Annotated in this window: 16 protein-coding genes; 10 read left to right on the top strand and 6 right to left on the bottom strand. The window is 69.4% G+C overall.

Features of this window, described 5'->3' with window-relative positions:
• Nucleotides 1–13: 13 nt before the first annotated feature.
• Entirely contained in the window at nt 14–718 is a 705-nt protein-coding gene (locus tag BDK89_RS20000; RefSeq protein ID WP_133870639.1) for a response regulator transcription factor, read from the top strand.
• Complete coding sequence (locus BDK89_RS19995) at nt 715–2,100, top strand: sensor histidine kinase (protein ID WP_133870638.1); 1,386 nt, start codon at nt 715–717, stop codon at nt 2,098–2,100. The genes BDK89_RS20000 and BDK89_RS19995 overlap by 4 nt, the downstream gene beginning before the upstream one ends.
• 5 nt (nt 2,101–2,105) lie before the next feature.
• Here BDK89_RS19995 and BDK89_RS19990 read toward each other — a convergent pair whose 3' ends face one another.
• Nucleotides 2,106–2,570, bottom strand: coding sequence for an Lrp/AsnC family transcriptional regulator (locus tag BDK89_RS19990; RefSeq protein WP_133870637.1), 465 nt, complete (start codon nt 2,568–2,570; stop codon nt 2,106–2,108).
• 60 nt (nt 2,571–2,630) lie between these two features.
• Here BDK89_RS19990 and BDK89_RS19985 point away from each other — a divergent pair, with 60 nt between their 5' ends.
• The gene (locus tag BDK89_RS19985) at nt 2,631–3,110 is read left to right on the top strand and encodes a hypothetical protein (RefSeq protein ID WP_133870636.1); all 480 of its coding nucleotides are present in this window, start codon (nt 2,631–2,633) and stop codon (nt 3,108–3,110) included.
• 161 nt (nt 3,111–3,271) lie between these two features.
• On the opposite strand, the gene BDK89_RS19980 is transcribed toward BDK89_RS19985, so the two are convergent.
• The 5 genes from BDK89_RS19980 to BDK89_RS19960 form a co-directional block, all read right to left on the bottom strand.
• Nucleotides 3,272–4,336, bottom strand: coding sequence for a lysylphosphatidylglycerol synthase transmembrane domain-containing protein (locus BDK89_RS19980; protein WP_133870635.1), 1,065 nt, complete (start codon nt 4,334–4,336; stop codon nt 3,272–3,274).
• The gene (locus tag BDK89_RS19975) at nt 4,333–4,773 is read right to left on the bottom strand and encodes a hypothetical protein (protein WP_133870634.1); all 441 of its coding nucleotides are present in this window, start codon (nt 4,771–4,773) and stop codon (nt 4,333–4,335) included. The genes BDK89_RS19980 and BDK89_RS19975 overlap by 4 nt, the downstream gene beginning before the upstream one ends.
• Before the next feature lie 121 nt (nt 4,774–4,894).
• Nucleotides 4,895–5,263: a hypothetical protein gene (locus BDK89_RS19970; protein WP_133870633.1), complete on the bottom strand. Its 369-nt coding sequence runs from the start codon at nt 5,261–5,263 to the stop codon at nt 4,895–4,897.
• A gap of 287 nt (nt 5,264–5,550) precedes the next feature.
• Nucleotides 5,551–6,957, bottom strand: coding sequence for a sulfatase family protein (locus tag BDK89_RS19965; RefSeq protein ID WP_243839229.1), 1,407 nt, complete (start codon nt 6,955–6,957; stop codon nt 5,551–5,553).
• A 118-nt stretch (nt 6,958–7,075) separates the two neighbouring features.
• Complete coding sequence (locus tag BDK89_RS19960) at nt 7,076–7,552, bottom strand: Lrp/AsnC family transcriptional regulator (RefSeq protein ID WP_133870631.1); 477 nt, start codon at nt 7,550–7,552, stop codon at nt 7,076–7,078.
• Nucleotides 7,553–7,675: 123 nt separating this feature from the next.
• On the opposite strand from BDK89_RS19960, the gene hppD reads away from it, so the two are divergent.
• From hppD to BDK89_RS19925, 7 genes are all read left to right on the top strand, one after another.
• The gene (gene hppD / locus BDK89_RS19955; RefSeq protein ID WP_133870630.1) at nt 7,676–8,794 is read left to right on the top strand and encodes a 4-hydroxyphenylpyruvate dioxygenase; all 1,119 of its coding nucleotides are present in this window, start codon (nt 7,676–7,678) and stop codon (nt 8,792–8,794) included.
• On the top strand, nt 8,794–10,059 hold the full coding sequence (gene fahA, locus BDK89_RS19950; RefSeq protein WP_133870629.1) for a fumarylacetoacetase: 1,266 nt from the start codon (nt 8,794–8,796) through the stop codon (nt 10,057–10,059). Before hppD ends, fahA begins: the two co-directional genes overlap by 1 nt.
• Nucleotides 10,060–10,061: 2 nt before the next feature.
• Nucleotides 10,062–11,243, top strand: a complete 1,182-nt coding sequence (locus BDK89_RS19945) for a homogentisate 1,2-dioxygenase (RefSeq protein ID WP_133870628.1) — start codon at nt 10,062–10,064, stop codon at nt 11,241–11,243.
• A gap of 108 nt (nt 11,244–11,351) precedes the next feature.
• Nucleotides 11,352–12,491 (top strand): PP2C family protein-serine/threonine phosphatase, encoded by a 1,140-nt coding sequence (locus tag BDK89_RS19940; RefSeq protein WP_133870627.1) that lies wholly within the window; start codon nt 11,352–11,354, stop codon nt 12,489–12,491.
• A gap of 55 nt (nt 12,492–12,546) precedes the next feature.
• Entirely contained in the window at nt 12,547–13,413 is an 867-nt protein-coding gene (locus tag BDK89_RS19935) for an SDR family oxidoreductase (RefSeq protein ID WP_133870626.1), read from the top strand.
• Nucleotides 13,414–13,511: 98 nt separating this feature from the next.
• Nucleotides 13,512–14,438, top strand: a complete 927-nt coding sequence (locus BDK89_RS19930; protein ID WP_133870625.1) for a dioxygenase family protein — start codon at nt 13,512–13,514, stop codon at nt 14,436–14,438.
• A 138-nt stretch (nt 14,439–14,576) separates the two neighbouring features.
• Complete coding sequence (locus BDK89_RS19925; protein WP_133870624.1) at nt 14,577–16,298, top strand: alkaline phosphatase D family protein; 1,722 nt, start codon at nt 14,577–14,579, stop codon at nt 16,296–16,298.
• Nucleotides 16,299–16,300: the final 2 nt, after the last annotated feature.

Here is a 16,300-nt window from a genome sequence, read left to right as displayed (position 1 = left end):
GTTGGATGTTCGGGTGCCCGAGGAGCCGACGACCACCAGCACCCGCATCCTCGTCGTCGACGACGAGGAGTACATCCGCGATTTGCTCGCGACCTCGCTGCGGTTCCAGCAGTTCGAGGTCGCCACGGCCGCTTCGGGCTTCGAGGCGTTGCGCTCTGTCGGCGATTTCGGCCCGGCCCTGATCCTGCTCGACGTCACGATGCCCGACCTCGACGGCTTCGAGGTCTGCCGCCGGCTCCGAGCCGACCACGACGAAACGCCCGTGATCTTCCTCACTGCCCGCGACGGCAAGGACGACCTCCTCAGCGGGTTCACGACCGGCGCCGACGACTACATCACCAAGCCGTTCGGGTTGGAGGAGGTCGTCGCCCGCATCCGCGCCGTGCTCAAGCGCACGTCCGCCGGCGGCGCGACGACGACACAGCACCGGTACGCCGACCTCGTCATGGACGACGACCGCCATCAGGTCAGCCGCCACGGTGAGCCGCTCGACTTGTCGCCGACCGAGTTCAAGCTGCTCCGCTACCTGCTGCTGAACGCCGATCGCGTCGTGTCGAAACAGCAGATCCTCGAACACGTCTGGCAGTACGACTTCGGTGGCGACGCGAGCTCGGTCGAGACGTACATCTCCTACCTCCGCAAGAAGGTCGACGCCGTCGAACCGAAGCTCATCCAGACCGTGCGGGGTGTCGGCTACACGCTACGAGACGAGTCGTGACCCGACGTCGCGCCATCGCGCTCATCTTCGGGGTCCTGTTCGTCGTGTTCGTGATTGCCGCCGCAGCGACCCTGTTCGTCGTGCGCGATCGCCTCATCGCCGCCGTCGACGACGACCTGAAGAACTCCGTCGAGACCACGGCGACGTTCCTCGAGACCACCGGCATCACGCCCGAGGAGGCAGCCGACCTCGACATCGAGTTCAGCGAACGGGCGATCGTGGTCCTCGACGGTCGAACCCCGACGTTCGTGGTGACCGCAGGCACCTCGACCGACCCGCTGCCACTGCCCGACGTGTCGGCCAGCGCGATCGTCGCCCGAGTCGGCGAGCCGTTCCACGCCGACGCGGTGGAGGGCGACCTCCAATACCGGGTGATCTCGACCGAGCTGCCCGACGGCTCGTACCTGGCCGTTGCACAACCGCTCGACGCGATGCAGTCCGCACTGCGCGCACTGGCACAGGCCCTGTTCTTCGCGCTGCTGCTGGTGTTCGCGACGCTCGGCGTCATCTTCTGGTTGCTGCTGCGGGCCAGCATGCGGCCGTACAACGCAATGGTCGAGACGGCCGGTGCGATCGCCGACGGCCATCTCGAGCGACGGGTCCCCACCGAGGTCGGCGACCCGCTCCTCGACGAGCTCGCCGAATCGCTGAACTCGATGCTCGACCGGATCGAGACGTCGTTCGAGGAGAAGGAGTTGGCCGAAGAGCGGCTGCGCCAGTTCGTCGCCGACGCCTCGCACGAGCTGCGCACCCCGCTCACCTCGATCAGCGGCTACTCCGAGCTGTACCTCAGCGGCGCCGCCACCGAAGCCGACGAGGTGCAGACCCAGATGACCCGCATCAACGGGGAGGCGGCGCGGCTCGGCCGCATGGTCGACGACCTGCTGGCGCTCGCCCGGCTCGACGAGCGACGCACGGCGTCGCGTGGCCCGGTCGACCTCGCCGTCATCGTCGCCGAGGCTGCTGCCGACCACCGGGCCGCTCACCCCGACGCCGCACTCGTCGACCGGGTCGGCGACACCGGTGTCGCGGTGGTCGACGGTGACCGTGACGCGCTGCGCCAGATCGTCATCAACGTGCTCGCCAACACGGTGCACCACACACCCGCCGGGACACCGGTCGAGGTGAGCGTGGGTGCCGACGACGGGTCGGCGTGGGTGCGGGTGAGCGACGAGGGCCCCGGCATGGACGCCGAGACGGCGGCCCACGTGTTCGACCGCTTCTACCGCGCCGACAAGGGCCGCGCTCGAGCCCGCGGCAACAGCGGCCTCGGCCTGTCGATCGTGTCGGCGATCGTCGCCGACCACGGAGGCACCATCGACGTCGAGTCCGCGCCCGGCCAAGGCACCACCTTCACCATCCGCTTCACCCGCCTGCGCTAGATCCGTCAGACGGTGGCGGGGCGGACGGGGAGCGAGCGAAGGACGACGCGGGTCTCGGTGTCGGCGATGCCGCCGACTCGTTTCATCGACATCAGGAGTGCGTCGAGTTCGGCGGTCGACCGGCAGCGGAGGCGGAGCAGGTAGTCGTGCGGGCCGGTGAGGTGCACGGCCTCGACGACCGCCGGCTGATCACAGATCCACGCCTCCAGGTCGTCGCGGTCGGTGCCCGACGCCGCACGCACGCCCACTACGGCGTCGATCGGTCGGGCGAGCACGCTCGGCGCGAGCACGGCGCGGTAGCCCTCGATCGCCCCCGACGCCTCCAAGCGCCGCAGGCGGTCCGACGTCGCGCTCGACGACAAAGCGACGTCGGCGGCGAGCCGAGTCACCGAAATCCGACCGTCGTCGGCGAGCGTCCTGAGGATCTGCCGGTCGATCGCATCGAGCGCTGGGATTTCTTCGGTCGACATACGTGAGATGGTGTCAGAACCGGATCCCGGCCGTCCATCCTCCTGTCAGGATGGTCGCTCATGAGCATCACCCCCGACGCCCGCCGGTTGCACGAGCGCCTGCTCGACCGCACCCTCCCGAAGCCGGAATGGACCCACGAGGCCCACCTGATTGCGTGCTGGGTCGACCTCGACGAGCACGACGGCGACGTCGACTCCACGGTCGATTCGTTGCGCGACGCGATCCGGTCGTACAACGAGGTGACGGGCGTCGCGAACACGCCGACGTCGGGGTACCACGAGACCCTGACCCGCTACTACGTCGAAGCGGTCGCCGCCGTCGGTGCGACGTCGGTGGAAGAGTTGCTCGCCGACCAGCGCTGTAGCCGGGGCGCCCCACTCCGGCTGTGGTCGAAGGAGCGCCTGTTCTCCCCCGAAGCCCGAGCCACCGCCGTCCCACCCGACCACCACGACGACCCGGGTCAGGTGTCGGACGCGGGTCGGGTGTCGGAGGGAACGGCGACGGAGTCGACGTTTCCGGAGATCACCCGACTCCGGTGACGTGGGTGCGATCGGGTCGGGTGATCTCCCGAAACGCCTCGGCTGCGCCTCGGTGTTCCGTACGACACCCGACCCGGTTGGTGTGCGCCTCGGTGTTCCGTACGACACCCGACCCGGTTGGTGTGGGCCTCGGTGTTCCGTACGACACCCGACCTGGTGGGTCAGGGGTCGAGGCGCCAGGGGCCGACCTTGAGGGTGGCGTAGCTGAGGGCGCCGGCCCCGATGGGGAAGACGTACTGGGCGAAGCGATACGCCGCGATCCCGAACGTCGCCGCTTCGAGCGTGAACCCGAGCTGCACGAGCGACGCGATGTACACGCCCTCGACCACCCCGATGCCGCCGGGCGTGATCGGTACCGCCGCGGCGATGTTGGCAGCGCCGAACAACAGGATCAGCACCAGCGGGTGCAGCGAGATGTCGAACGCGCTGAGGAACACCCAGAGCGCCGCCATGTCGAACGTCCACTGTCCGATCGACCAGCCGCCGATCCGAGCCAGCCGACGACGATCGGCGATCAGGTCGCCGATCCGGCCACGTGCGTTGTCGACGACCCGCATCGGCGCCGTCAGGTCGAGCCCGACCTTCGCCGCCAGACGACGGATCGGTCCGGCCACGCGCTCGCCGCCCAGGCCGACGACCGCGATCGCGAGCAACAGCAGTGCGAGCACGATGCCGCCGAGCGCGGCGATCGTGATGAGGTGGCGGTCGGCGCCTCGGGTCGGGATGACGATGATCAGCGCCGCCCAGAACACGACGTTCAGCACGATCGCCGAACCGATCCCGGCGGTGGCGAGCGCCACGCCGGCGCCGGTGTTCGAGGCACCGGCCCGCGTGAGCAACCGGAACCCGAGCGCCGACGCGGTCGCATTCCCGCCCGGCACCACGTTCGCCAACGCCCGGGTGCTCAGCTGGATCCGGAACACGGTGCCGTGCCGGACGTCGTCGCCGGCGCCCAGCCCGGTCCTCGTCAGACCCGAGTAGCAGGCGATCGAGGCGAGCACGAGCACGAACCCGAACACCAGCCGCTCCCAGCTGATCGACTGCAGCTCGACCGACGCTTCGCGGAAACGGGGCAGCTGCGGCACGACGATCGCGGCGATCACCGCCGGCCACACCACGACCCGCAGCGCCAGCCGCAGCCAGCGCCGCCGCCCCGACGCCGGTTCGGCCGGCTCGTCGAGCGCGGCCACCTCCCGGTCGTCGGTCGTGGTGTCGAGGGTGGTCATGGGCTTGCGAGTATCGGTGCGGCGGCGATCGGTTTCACACCCGCTGCCCGCAGGTCATCGGTCACCGAGTCGGGGATGCGGACGGTCCCACTGGTCAACTCGGATCGCGTCACGGCTATTTCCCCGGCCGGTGAGCCGAGGGTGCGGAGGTGGAGGATCCAGTCGCCGCCGCGGTCGATCACCCCGGATTCGAGTGTGCCGTCGGGGCCGACCACGCCGACGAAGCTGAGGGTGTCGTCGGTCGGTGTCGACGCCTTGACGTAGAGGCGGTAGTCGGTCGGGTTGTGCACCGTCACGGTGACGGTGGGCGGCCCGGTGGGCAGGGCGACCCCGAACCCGATCGCGATGCAGACCGCGATCACGAGGGCACCCCACCGTTCGTAGAAGTCGGATGGTTCGGCGCGTCGTTCGACGCGCTCGGAGATGGAGGATGTCACCGGTGGACCTCCCGTGGTTCCGGTGTTCCGGCACGGAGCCGGGCGCGTGCGGCATCGCACGCACGGGATGAGACGTCGACCGCTCGGGCGCGGCCGGAGGCGGCGTCAGGGCGCCGGGGAGTCAGCCGTCTCGGGCGGGAGGGCCGCGGGCGTCGGCGGCTCGGTCGACGCCGTGTCGTGCCGGTGTGACGGTGCGATCGACGATCCGGGTCCACCACGAGGCGGTGGCGGCGACGCCGGCCGTCTCGGGCGTGACGAACGCCGTCATGCGGGTCCGGACGTCGTGGCGGTTGCCCGAGTCGGAACCGGATCGGAGCACCGCCGGGTCGACGGTCGACTCGAGCTGTGAGTTGCCGACGACGGTGCCGTCGTGGGCGGTCAGTGCCGCATCGGGCGAGCGCGGTCCGGTGTGGGCGGAGGCATCGGAGGCAGGCAGTGCCATCAACGCCACGGCCACGACGGCCAACAGAGCCCGAAGCGCTCGTCCCACCACACCCCACCCTAACGGCCGACGACGAACCGGGTCAGGTGCCGGAAACGATGACGGAGACGAACCGGGTCCGATGTCGGAGGGAACGGCGACGGAGACGAACCGGGTCCGATGTCGGAGGGAACGGCGACGAAGAGGAATCGGGTCGGGTGTCGGAGGGAACGGCGACGGAGTCGACGTTTCCGGAGATCACCCGACTCCGGTGACCAGGGTGCGCGTCCGGGTCGGGTGATCTCCCGAAACGCCTCGGCTGCGCCTCGGCGTTCCGTACGACACCCGACCCGGGGTCAGCCTCGGTCGCTGAGGTCGTACTCGTTGGCGAAGTAGGGGTGGCCGGGGTCGTAGGTGGTGAGCGGTGAGGGGGCGTCGACCACGCCCGCCGATCGACGGCCCGGACCGTCGACGCCCAACCGGTCGTCGCCGAGGTCGGCCCGGATCGACTCGGCGATCGCCGACAACGCCGCGACCACATCGGGTTGCTCGCCGGAGACATCGTTCGTCTCACCGACGTCGTCGACCAGGTCGTACAGCTCCTCCACCGACTCGTCGCCCCGAGCCACGTGCAGCTTCCATCGGCCCTGCCGCACGGCCGCCAGTGCGTTCCCGCGGTAGTACGCGAACACCCGATCGGAGTCGCCGTCGGCGCCGTCGAGCAGCGGGGTGATGTCGTGCCCGTCGATCGGGCGGTCGGGCAACGCGCCGCCAGCCAGCGAGGCGAACGTCGGCAGCAGGTCGATCGCCGACGTCACGGCCGAGCACACGCTGCCCGCCGGCACGCGCCCCGGCCACCGGACGATGAACGGCACCCGCAACCCACCGTCCCACGTCTCGCCCTTCACGCCGCGCAGCGGTTCGTTGCTCCCGCCCTCGTCGCGAGCGCGCGACCCGTTGTCGCTCGTGAAGATCACGATCGTGTCCTCGTCGAGACCCAACCGGCGGAGCTCGGTCAGGATCACGTCGGTCGTCCAATCGATGCTCGCCACCGCAGCGCCGTACGCGCCGTTGTGCGACGCATCGGCGAACCGCTGCTGCACGTAGATCGGCAGGTGCACGTAGATGTGCGCCAGGTACAGGAAGAAGGGCCGGTCCTGGTTCGCCCGGATGAACCGCACCGACTCGGCGGCGAAGCGGGCGGTGAGCGACGCCTGATCGGGCTGCTGCTCGAACACCTCGTCGTCGAGCAGGAGCGGCAGCGGCGGATACTCGTCGGCGATGGCGATCCCCATCTCGGCGAGCTTGGCCGGCCAGTTCGGCATGCCGTCGGGCATGTGCTGGCGGCCCATGTCGTTCGAGTACGGGATGCCGAAGGAGTGGTCGAAGCCGTGCCGCGTCGGCAGGAACTCGGGCTGATCGCCGCAGTGCCACTTGCCGACGTGCTGCGTCGCGTACCCGGCGTCGCGCAGCATCGACGCCAACGTCGTCTCACCGGTGTCGAGCCCGAGCCGCTGGCCGGGGAACAGCACCGGCAGCCCGTCGAACGAGCCGAACCCGATGCGCGGTGGGTAGCAGCCGGTGAGCATCGCTCCTCGTGACGGCGAGCAGACCGGCGACGCCATGTAGAAGTCGGTGAACCGCATCCCCTCGGCGGCGAGCCGGTCGAGCGTCGGGGTGTCGTTGCGCTGCGAGCCGTAGCACCCGAGGTCGCCGTACCCCAGGTCGTCGCAGTTGATCAGCACGATGTTCGGTTGCCGCACCCGAGCGATCATCCCACGAACCCCGCCACCGACCGCCTACCGGATGTTGATGTCGGTCTGAGGTACCGGTGACGGAACTGAGCGCGACATGAACGGGGGTCTGGGGAGGGCAGGGGCGTCAGCGGATGGCGAGGTCGGCAGCGGTGCGGTGGAAACGGGTGCCGAGGGCGAGGTGGGTCTCCGAGCGGCGGGCGCCCGGGAGCGAGAGCACGTCCTGCAGCACCTCGTCGAGATGTTCGTTCGACCGGGCGACGATCCGGCACAGCAGATCACCCGGTCCCGTCACCGCGTGCACCTCGAGCACCTCGGAGATCGCGGCGAGATGGTCGACCACCGACGGGCCGTGGCCCTGGGCGATCTCGAGCGTGACGAAGGCGAGCACGCCGAAGCCGATCGCTCGCGCGTCGACGTCGGGTCCGTAGCCGGTGATCACGCCGGCCTCTTCCATGCGCGCCAGGCGGGCGGTCGCCGTACCGCGGGCGACCGACGCCAGTCTCGCCACCTCGGCGATCGGCGTGCGCGGCTGCTCGCGCAGGATGCGGAGCAGCGCTCGGTCGATGTCGTCGAGTTCGATCATTCTGTCCACTCCGTCCATGTCGACTCGCTGTCGACTGTACGACCTGCACAGAGATTCGTCGAACTATTGCGCCGATCAATCGCCCGATCCGAGACTGGGAGTTCGAACCGATCACCGAACCGATCCACCCAGGGGGACATCGTGACCGACACCGCACCTGCAGCCACCACACCCGCCGCACGCCTGACCGGCTGGGACTCGATCGAGTTCTGGGTCGGCAACGCCCGGGCCATGGCGGGTTTCCTGTCGGGCTCGTTCGGCTTCACCGTCACCGCGTACGCCGGACCGGAGACGGGCGTCGCCGACCGTGCGTCGTACCTGCTCGAGCAGGGCAACATCCGCCTCGTCGTCACGTCGGGCCTCACCCCCGAGTCACCGATCTGGAACCACGTCCGCCAGCACGGCGACGGCGCCCACGATCTCGCCTTCGTCGTCGACGACGCCACCGCCACCTACGAAGCGGCGATCGCCCGTGGCGCCCGCCCCGTCGACGAGCCGTATGAACTGCGCGACGACTTCGGCGTGCTGCGCCTGTCGTCGGTCGCCACCTACGGCGAGACGAAGCACACCTTCGTCGACCGCCGCGACTACGCCGGCTACTACTGCCCCGGGTTCGAACGCGACGGCGTGCCGCCGATGCCCGCCGGTCCCGAGGTCGGCCTCGTCGACATCGACCACGTCGTCGGCAACGTCGAAGAACACCACCTCGACGAGTGGGTGTCGTTCTACGAAGAGGTCATGGGCTTCACCCAGCTCCGCCACTTCGACGAGTCGCAGATCGCCACCGAGTTCTCGGCGCTCCGCTCGACCGTCGTGTGGAACGGGAACAACATCGTGATGCCCCTCAACGAACCGGCCGAGGGGCGCCGCAAGAGCCAGATCCAGGAGTACATCGACACGTACCGCGGCCCGGGCGTGCAGCACCTCGCCTTCCGCACCGGCGACATCGTCCAGTCGATCGGATCGCTGCGAGCACGAGGGGTGCGCTTCCTCGAAGCCAACGACGCCTACTACGACGACGTCACGGAACGGCTCGGCTTCCTCGATCTGCCGTGGGACGAGATCCGCCGGCTCGGCATCCTCGTCGATCACGAACCCGACGGCCATCTGCTCCAGCTCTTCTCCGAGCCGGTGAGCGACCGACCGACGGTCTTCGTCGAGATCATCCAGCGCGGCGGAGCTCGCGGCTTCGGCGAAGGCAACTTCAAAGCGCTCTTCGAATCGATCGAGCGCGAGCAGGAGCGGCGCGGCAACCTCTGATGGAGGCGGTCCCCGTTCCCGACGGTTCGCCGTTCCCCGTCACCAACCTGCCGTTCGGTGTCGGGCACCCTGGCGACAACCGTCGGCGCGCCTGGGTGGCGATCGGCGATCATGCGATCGACCTCGACGGGATGCACCACGCCGGTGTCTTCGACGGACTCGACCTCGAACCGGGTGTGTTCGCCGACCCGAACCTGAACCGGTACCTCGCCGCAGGCCCCGACACGTGGCGAGCGGTACGCGCCCGAGTGCGCGAGGCGATCGACGGCCGGCTCCCCACCGACCGCGAGCACGTGGTGGCCCGATCCGAGCTGACGATGGGCGTCCCGGTCGCGCCGACCGACTACGTCGACTTCTACTCGTCGATCCATCACGCCACGAACCTCGGCCGCATGTTCCGACCCGACGGCGACGCGCTCATGCCCCACTGGCGGCGCGTCCCGATCGGCTACCACGGCCGCACCGGAACGCTCGTCGCCGACGGCACCCCGATCCGGCGACCGGTCGGCTATCGGCTGATCGACGGCGAACCCGTGGTGGGGCCGAGCACACGACTCGACATCGAACTCGAGGTCGGCACCGTCGTCGGCGTCGGCAACGAGATCGGCGCGCCGATCCCCATCGGCGCTGCCGCCGACCACCTGTACGGCATCTGCCTCGTCAACGACTGGTCGGCGCGCGACATCCAGGCGTACGAGTACCAACCGCTCGGACCGTTCCTCGGAAAGAGCTTCGCGACCTCGGTGTCTCCCTGGCTCGTCTCGTTCGAAGCGCTCGAACCGTTCCGGGTCGTGCCGCCCGAGCAGGAGCCGCCGCCCGCCGAGTATCTCTCGACCGACGCGCCGTGGGGCCTCGATCTGCACCTCGAGGTGTGGCTCGACTCGGCCGCGATGCGCGCTGCCGGCCAATCGCCGGTCCGTTTCAGCTCGACCGGCTTCGCCGACATGTACTGGACGCCGGCGCAGCAGCTCGCCCATCTGACGGTGAACGGCGCGTCGACCGAGCCGGGCGACCTGTTCGCGTCGGGAACCGTGTCGGGCCCGACCCCCGGCACCGAAGGCAGCTTCATCGAACTGTCCGCCAACGGTGACCGGCCGATCGCCCTCCCCGACGGCACCGAGCGCACCTTCCTGCTCGACGGGGATCGGGTCGAACTGCGTGGCTGGGCCGGCGCCGACCCGGCCACACGCATCGGGCTCGGCACCGTCGCCGGCACCATCATCGAACCCCACCCCGCACCCCACCAACCCCACGGAGGCCAGTGACCATGCCGTACTACCACCGCGTCGGTGACGTTCCCCGTAAGCGGCACACGGTGTTCCGCGACGGTGACGGGCATCGCTTCCACGAGGAGCTGATGGGGCAGGAGGGCTTCTCGTCACGCTCGTCGCTGCTGTACCACCGGCACTCGCCCTCGGCACTGTCGGCGATCGAGGCGGTCGAGTCGGTCGACGCGGCCGATGGGTCCGGCGGCTCGGCCGCCGTGGCGACGCCCGACCACCCGTTGACGCCGCGCCATCTGCGGACCGGCGAACTGGCTGCGGGTGCCGATCCGGTACTCGATCGTCACCTGCTGCTCGCGAACGACGACGTCCGGCTGTCGTGGTCGTCGACGTCCGGCGGGACGAGCACGCTGTACCGCAACGCGACGGGCGACGAACTCGTCTACGTCCAACAGGGCGACGCAGTGCTCGAGTCGGTGTTCGGCCGGCTCGAGGTCGCCGCGGGCGACTACGTGGTCGTCCCGGCATCGACCACCCATCGCTGGACGAGCGGCGAGCGGCTCGAGTTGCTCGTCATCGAGAGCAGCGGCCACGTCGCCCCACCGCACAAGTACCTGTCGTCGGCCGGACAGTTCCTCGAACACGCGCCCTTCTGCGAGCGCGACCTGCGGGCACCCGATGCACCGCTGCTCGAAGACGGCGACGACGTGCCCGTCGTCGTGCGCACTCGCTCGGGCCTCAGCCGGCACGTCCACCGCCAACATCCCTTCGACGTCGTCGGGTGGGACGGCCAGCTCTTCCCGTGGGCGCTCGCCATCTCCGACTTCGAACCGATCGTGGGCAGCCTGCACCAGCCACCGCCGGTCCACCAGACGTTCGAGGGGCCCGGGTTCGTGGTGTGTTCGTTCGTGCCACGCCTCTACGACTTCCACCCCGATGCTGTGAAGGTGCCGTACCACCACGCCAACACCGACTCCGACGAGGTGCTGTTCTACAGCGACGGCAACTTCATGAGCCGGGCCGGATCGGGCATCGGTATCGGGTCGATCTCGTACCACCCGGCCGGTTTCGTGCACGGCCCGCAACCCGGCAGCTTCGAGGCGAGCGTCGACCAGGACCGCACGGGCGAGACCGCCGTCATGCTCGACACCTTCCGCCCCCTCCGCCTCACCGACGCCGCCCGCCACGTCGCCGACGAGACCTACTGGACCTCCTGGAACCGCTGACCCTCACGTCCCAGAACCCACCAAGGCGTGAACAACTTGCGCACCAGGTGCGCAAATTGTTCACGCAGTCGCCCGGATGGGTTGGGTCGACCTAGGTTGTGCGTCACCGTGACCACCGACCGCCCGCTCGAGAGGCTCGCGCTGCCCCTCGTCGAACGCCAACGTGAAGGCGTCGTCGTCCAAGCCGCCGACGGATCGATCATCGACTTCAACGCGTCCGCGCTCCGACGACTGAAGATGACCGCCGACGAACTCACCGGCGTGACGTCGCTCGATCCGAGGTGGGAGGCCGTCGACGCTCGACGTCGTCCCCTCGCCGGCGAGGACCATCCCGCCATGCGAGCGCTGGCGTCGGGACGCGACGTGGTCGGCGCGACGATGGGTGTTCGAGTCGACGACGGCTCGTACACGTGGCTGTCGATCGACAGCCGCCTCTTCGCCGACGGTGACGACACCGTCGTCGTGACCCAGTTCCTCGACGTGACGACGGAGTTCGAACAACGCGAACGCATGACCGCGGCACTCGACCGGCTTCAACACCACGCTCTGCCGACGACGGCGCTGCATGTCGACTGGGTCGATGCCGCCACCCGCTACGCGTCCGTGACCCCGCCGCTCGACATCGGCGGTGACTTCGTCGACGTCTTCGCAGTGTCCGACGATCGTTGCGGCTTCTTCATCGGCGACGTCTGCGGCCACGACCTCGACGCCGTGGCGACGATGGTCATCGCCCGGCACACGCTGCGAGTCGCCGGCTTGCACCTCCAACGACCGGCACGCGTGCTGGCCTGGTTGCACGACGCCCTCACGACCACGCCGGGAACGGCGTACTGCTCGGCGGTGTTCGGCCACGTCTCACGACGGGAGGCCGCTGACGGGCTCGACGTGCAGTTCGTCAACGCCGGCCACCCGGCACCGGTCGTGGTGCGCGCCGACGGATCCGTCGACCGACCCGTCGGTCACGGTCGCCTGCTCGGCATGATCCCCGAGTTCGTGACGCCGCCGATCGTCGAGGTGCCGCTCTCACCCGGCGACCACCTGGTGTTGTTCACCGACGGACTCATCGAGTCGCGCCGACCGCGTATGTCCGACGACGACTTGGTCGAACGACTCGTCGGGTCGACGTCGCTCGACCGCACCATGGGCGCCATCGACGAACTCATGCATGAAGCTGCCGCCCAGAGCCTGTCGGCCCAGGACGACATCGCCGTCCTGGCGGTCGGCGCGCCTCGTCACCCGCCAGTGTGAACACCCGGCTCCGGTGATTACCGCTCCGGCGAGCGGGTACGTGAACGACATGACGATGACGGACCCACGAGACGGCGCTGTGCCCGACGCCCAGCAGATCGAACATCCGGGATCGACGACCGAACTCGATCCCACTCCCGACCACGGCGAGGAGATCTACCGAGGGAGCGATCGGCTGAACGGCCGCCGCGCGCTCGTCACCGGCGGTGACTCCGGGATCGGTCGGGCCGTCGCATTGGCGTTCGCTCGTGAGGGTGCCGACGTCGCGTTCACGTACCTGCCCGAGGAGCGCGCCGACGCCGATGCGACCTCCGGTCTGGTCCGGGACGCCGGCCGTTCCGCAGTCGCGATCGAGGCCGATCTGCGCTCTCGCGACGCCTGTCACGCTGCGGTCGAGCGCACGGTCGCCGAGTTGGGCGGCGTCGACATCGTCGTCTGCAACGCCGCGTACCAGATGGCGCTGGAGTCGATCGTCGACCTCACCGAGGAGCAGCTCCGGCGCACCTTCGAGACCAACGTGTTCCACACGGTCTGGACGATGCAGGCAGCCCTCGACCATCTGCAGCCGGGCGCGTCGATCATCGTGACCAGCTCGATCCAGGCGACGTCGCCCAGCCCCGAGCTGCTCGACTATGCGGCGACGAAGGGGGCGCTCACCAACATCGTGAAGTCGGCGTCGACCGAACTCGCCGAACGAGGCATCCGCGTGAACGCCGTGGCTCCGGGACCGGTGTGGACGCCGCTGATCCCGGCGACCATGCCGTCGGCGAAGGTGGACGGGTTCGGCGAGGACACGCCGCTCGGCCGTCCTGCGCAGCCGGCCGAACTGGCGCCCGCCTACGTCTTCCTCGACTCCGACGAGTCCACCTACATCACCGGTGAGTCGATCGCCGTCACCGGCGGACGGATCACGCCGGGCTGATTCGTCGGCGGGCCCATCGTGGCCCGTGCGAGAACTCACGGCGAGCTCTGAGGTTCGTCACGGTCCGTTCGGAGAAGGCGTCCGTAGCATCGGCGTCCATGACACCTCGGACCCTCTCCCGACGCAGCGTCGTGACCGGCCTGCTGGCCGCTCCTGCGGTTGCCTTCCTCGCCTCGTGCGGTGGCGACGGGGCCGCCTCGTCCACCGGCACGAACACCGTCGGCGGTACCAGCGGCACCGCTGCCCCCTCGTCGACCAGCGTCACGACGGACGCCGACGCCGACAGCGCGACCGGCACGACGGCCGGCGTCGACGGGACGACATCGACGGCAACCGCCGGGGCGTGGGCGTCGGGTGGGACCGACTTGATCACCGTCGACTACCCGGACGACTCGATCTTCGCCACCGCCGCCACGTGCGCCGTCGCACTCACGGCGGCCACGACGGAAGGGCCCTGCTACTTCCAGTCCGACACGGGTGAGGACATCTCGCTCGGCAAGACCGGACTCCCGATGCAGCTGTGCGCCCGACTCGTCGACGAGCAGTGCAACCCGCTCGAGGGCTACACGATCGAGGCGTGGCACTGCGACGTCCGAGGGATCTACTCGGGTGACACCAGCAGCAGCGACGATGCCGACCGTTTCGCCGGCGACTTCTGCACCGCGGGCGACGCCGAAGCCGAACAGAGCACCTACTTCCGCGGACAACTCACCACCGATGCCAGCGGTCGCGTCAACTTCGCCACCGTGTTCCCCGGCTGGTACTCCGGCCGGACGATCCACATCCACTTCGCAGTGACCGATCCCGACGGCACGTCCCGCGTCATCTCGCAGTGGGGCTTCCCGGAGGCGTTCACCACCGAGATCTGCACGACCCACGAGCAGTACGCCGACCGCGGCGTGCAGGACACGCCGATCGCGAACGACAACGTCTTCCCGTCGGAGGGTTATGAGGACTACCTGCTGACCCTCGAGCAGAACAGCGACGGCACACTCCTCGGCTACGGCGTGATCCAGATCGCCTGACCTCGAACCCGCTGCCGGTCGCCGTGCCGTTTGGGCCGACGCGTCCGGTGGCACCATGAGGTCATCGACACCGATACCGAGCAACCACGCGCGCCGTCGCGCCTGCGGCGCTGGCTGCTGATCGGCACGGTCGCGTACGTGGCTGCGCTGTCGATCGTCGGGCTGGTCGGACGAGGTCGGACCTTCGTCGAGGTGCAGCCGGGCGGTGCCCTGTTCGACGACCGGGTGCTCCCGGTCTTCTTCATCGCCTTCCTGATCAGTGCTGCAGTGAGCTGGCGCTGGCCGCTGACCGGCGGCGTCGTCGGGCTGTTCGCCGTCGCCACCTTCGTGCCGTTCGCCCAGCAGCAACTCGTTCCCTGGTCGGCTGTCTTCCTGATCGGCACGATCTCAGTCGCCGTGCTCGCATGGCTGTCGATCGGCCTGACGGAACGCGGCCGAGAAGTGGCAGACGACGACCATGGGGACGTCGACACCGACGACATTGCGCCGATGAAAGCGATGACGCTCGACCGCCGGCGGTTCCTGTTCACGGTCGCCGGTGGTGCCGCCGCCGTGGTCGCCGGCACCGCACTGGGGCGATACGTCTACGACCTGATCTGGGGGCCGACCCATCCCGAGAGCGACCTCGCCGAACTCCCCGACTCTCCACTCGACTGGGCGTGGTGCGGTGCCATGACGACGACCAGTTGCACCGTTCGCGCCCGGCCGACCCAACCGTTCACCAACGCCGAGCTGGTCGTCGCCCGCAACGCCGACCTCACCGACGTGGTCGGCACCTTCGAGTACGCCGACGTCTACGACCGCGTCGCCGAGTTCCGAGTCGACGGTCTCGAACCGGCGACGCCGTACTTCTACGCCGTCGCCGTCGACGGTGAACTCGACCTCGTCCGTGCGGGTTCGTTCCGGACGTTCCCCGACGACGACCAGCCGTTGCGCCTCGTCTTCACCTCGTGCGCCCGCACCGGCTCGAACGGACAGGTCTTCGACGCGATCCGAGAACTCGACCCCGATGTGTACGTCTGCCTCGGCGACTTCCACTACGGCGACGTGTTCGTCGACGACGTCGACGACTACCGCCAGGTGTTCGACGTCCAGCTGACCCGACCGGCCCAAGCGGCGCTGTACCGATCGACCCCCATCGGCTACGTCTGGGACGACCACGACTACGGCCCCAACGACTCGAACCGCGACGCGCCCGGCCGGGCGTCGGCCATGGTCGCGTACCGCGAGTACGTGCCGCACTACGACCTCGCCGGGCCCGACTCGGCGATCTTCCAGGCGTTCACGATCGGCACCACCCGCGTCGTCCTGACCGACGCCCGTTCGGCCCGCGACCCGCAGAGCGACCCCGACACGCCGACCAAGTCGATGCTCGGCGACGAACAACGGCGCTGGCTTCTCGCCGAGCTCGAGCGCAGCGCCCGAGATCACGATCTCGTCGTCTGGGCGAACCCCGTTCCGTGGGTCGATCCGGCCGAACCCGGTGCCGACTCCTGGGCCGGCTACGACGCCGAACGTCGGATGATCGCCGACCACATCGCGTCGCTCGGCATCGACAACCTCGTGATGGTGTCCGGCGACGCCCACATGGTGGCGATCGACGACGGCACCCACACGAACTACTCGACCGCCGACGGAGCGGGCTTCCCGCTGCTCCACGTCGCCGCACTCGACCGACCGGGGAGCACGAAGGGCGGCCCGTACACCCTCGGCCCGATCACCGGCGGTGGCCACTTCGGCATGGTCGAGATCGAGCCGGCCGTCGACGGTGTCGCGGTCGCCCTCGTCGCCATGGACTGGCGGGGCGACGAACTCCTCCGACACGACGTCGTCATCCGGACGGGTGAACCGCGACCCTGATA

It is taken from the genome of Ilumatobacter fluminis (assembly GCF_004364865.1).
GTDB classification, from domain to species: Bacteria; Actinomycetota; Acidimicrobiia; order Acidimicrobiales; family Ilumatobacteraceae; genus Ilumatobacter; species Ilumatobacter fluminis.
This window is presented reverse-complemented; position numbering and strand designations above follow the sequence as displayed.

What these genes read in the sequence shown, in the direction of transcription:
- BDK89_RS19990 (WP_133870637.1), bottom strand. Translation starts at nt 2,570, where the DNA reads ATGTCGACCGAAGAAATCCCAGCGCTCGATGCGATCGACCGGCAGATC.
- BDK89_RS19985 (WP_133870636.1), top strand. Translation starts at nt 2,631, where the DNA reads ATGAGCATCACCCCCGACGCCCGCCGGTTGCACGAGCGCCTGCTCGAC.
- BDK89_RS19980 (WP_133870635.1), bottom strand. Translation starts at nt 4,336, where the DNA reads ATGACCACCCTCGACACCACGACCGACGACCGGGAGGTGGCCGCGCTC.
- BDK89_RS19960 (WP_133870631.1), bottom strand. Translation starts at nt 7,552, where the DNA reads ATGGACGGAGTGGACAGAATGATCGAACTCGACGACATCGACCGAGCG.
- fahA (WP_133870629.1), top strand. Translation starts at nt 8,794, where the DNA reads ATGGAGGCGGTCCCCGTTCCCGACGGTTCGCCGTTCCCCGTCACCAAC.
- BDK89_RS19945 (WP_133870628.1), top strand. Translation starts at nt 10,062, where the DNA reads ATGCCGTACTACCACCGCGTCGGTGACGTTCCCCGTAAGCGGCACACG.
- BDK89_RS19935 (WP_133870626.1), top strand. Translation starts at nt 12,547, where the DNA reads ATGACGGACCCACGAGACGGCGCTGTGCCCGACGCCCAGCAGATCGAA.
- BDK89_RS19930 (WP_133870625.1), top strand. Translation starts at nt 13,512, where the DNA reads ATGACACCTCGGACCCTCTCCCGACGCAGCGTCGTGACCGGCCTGCTG.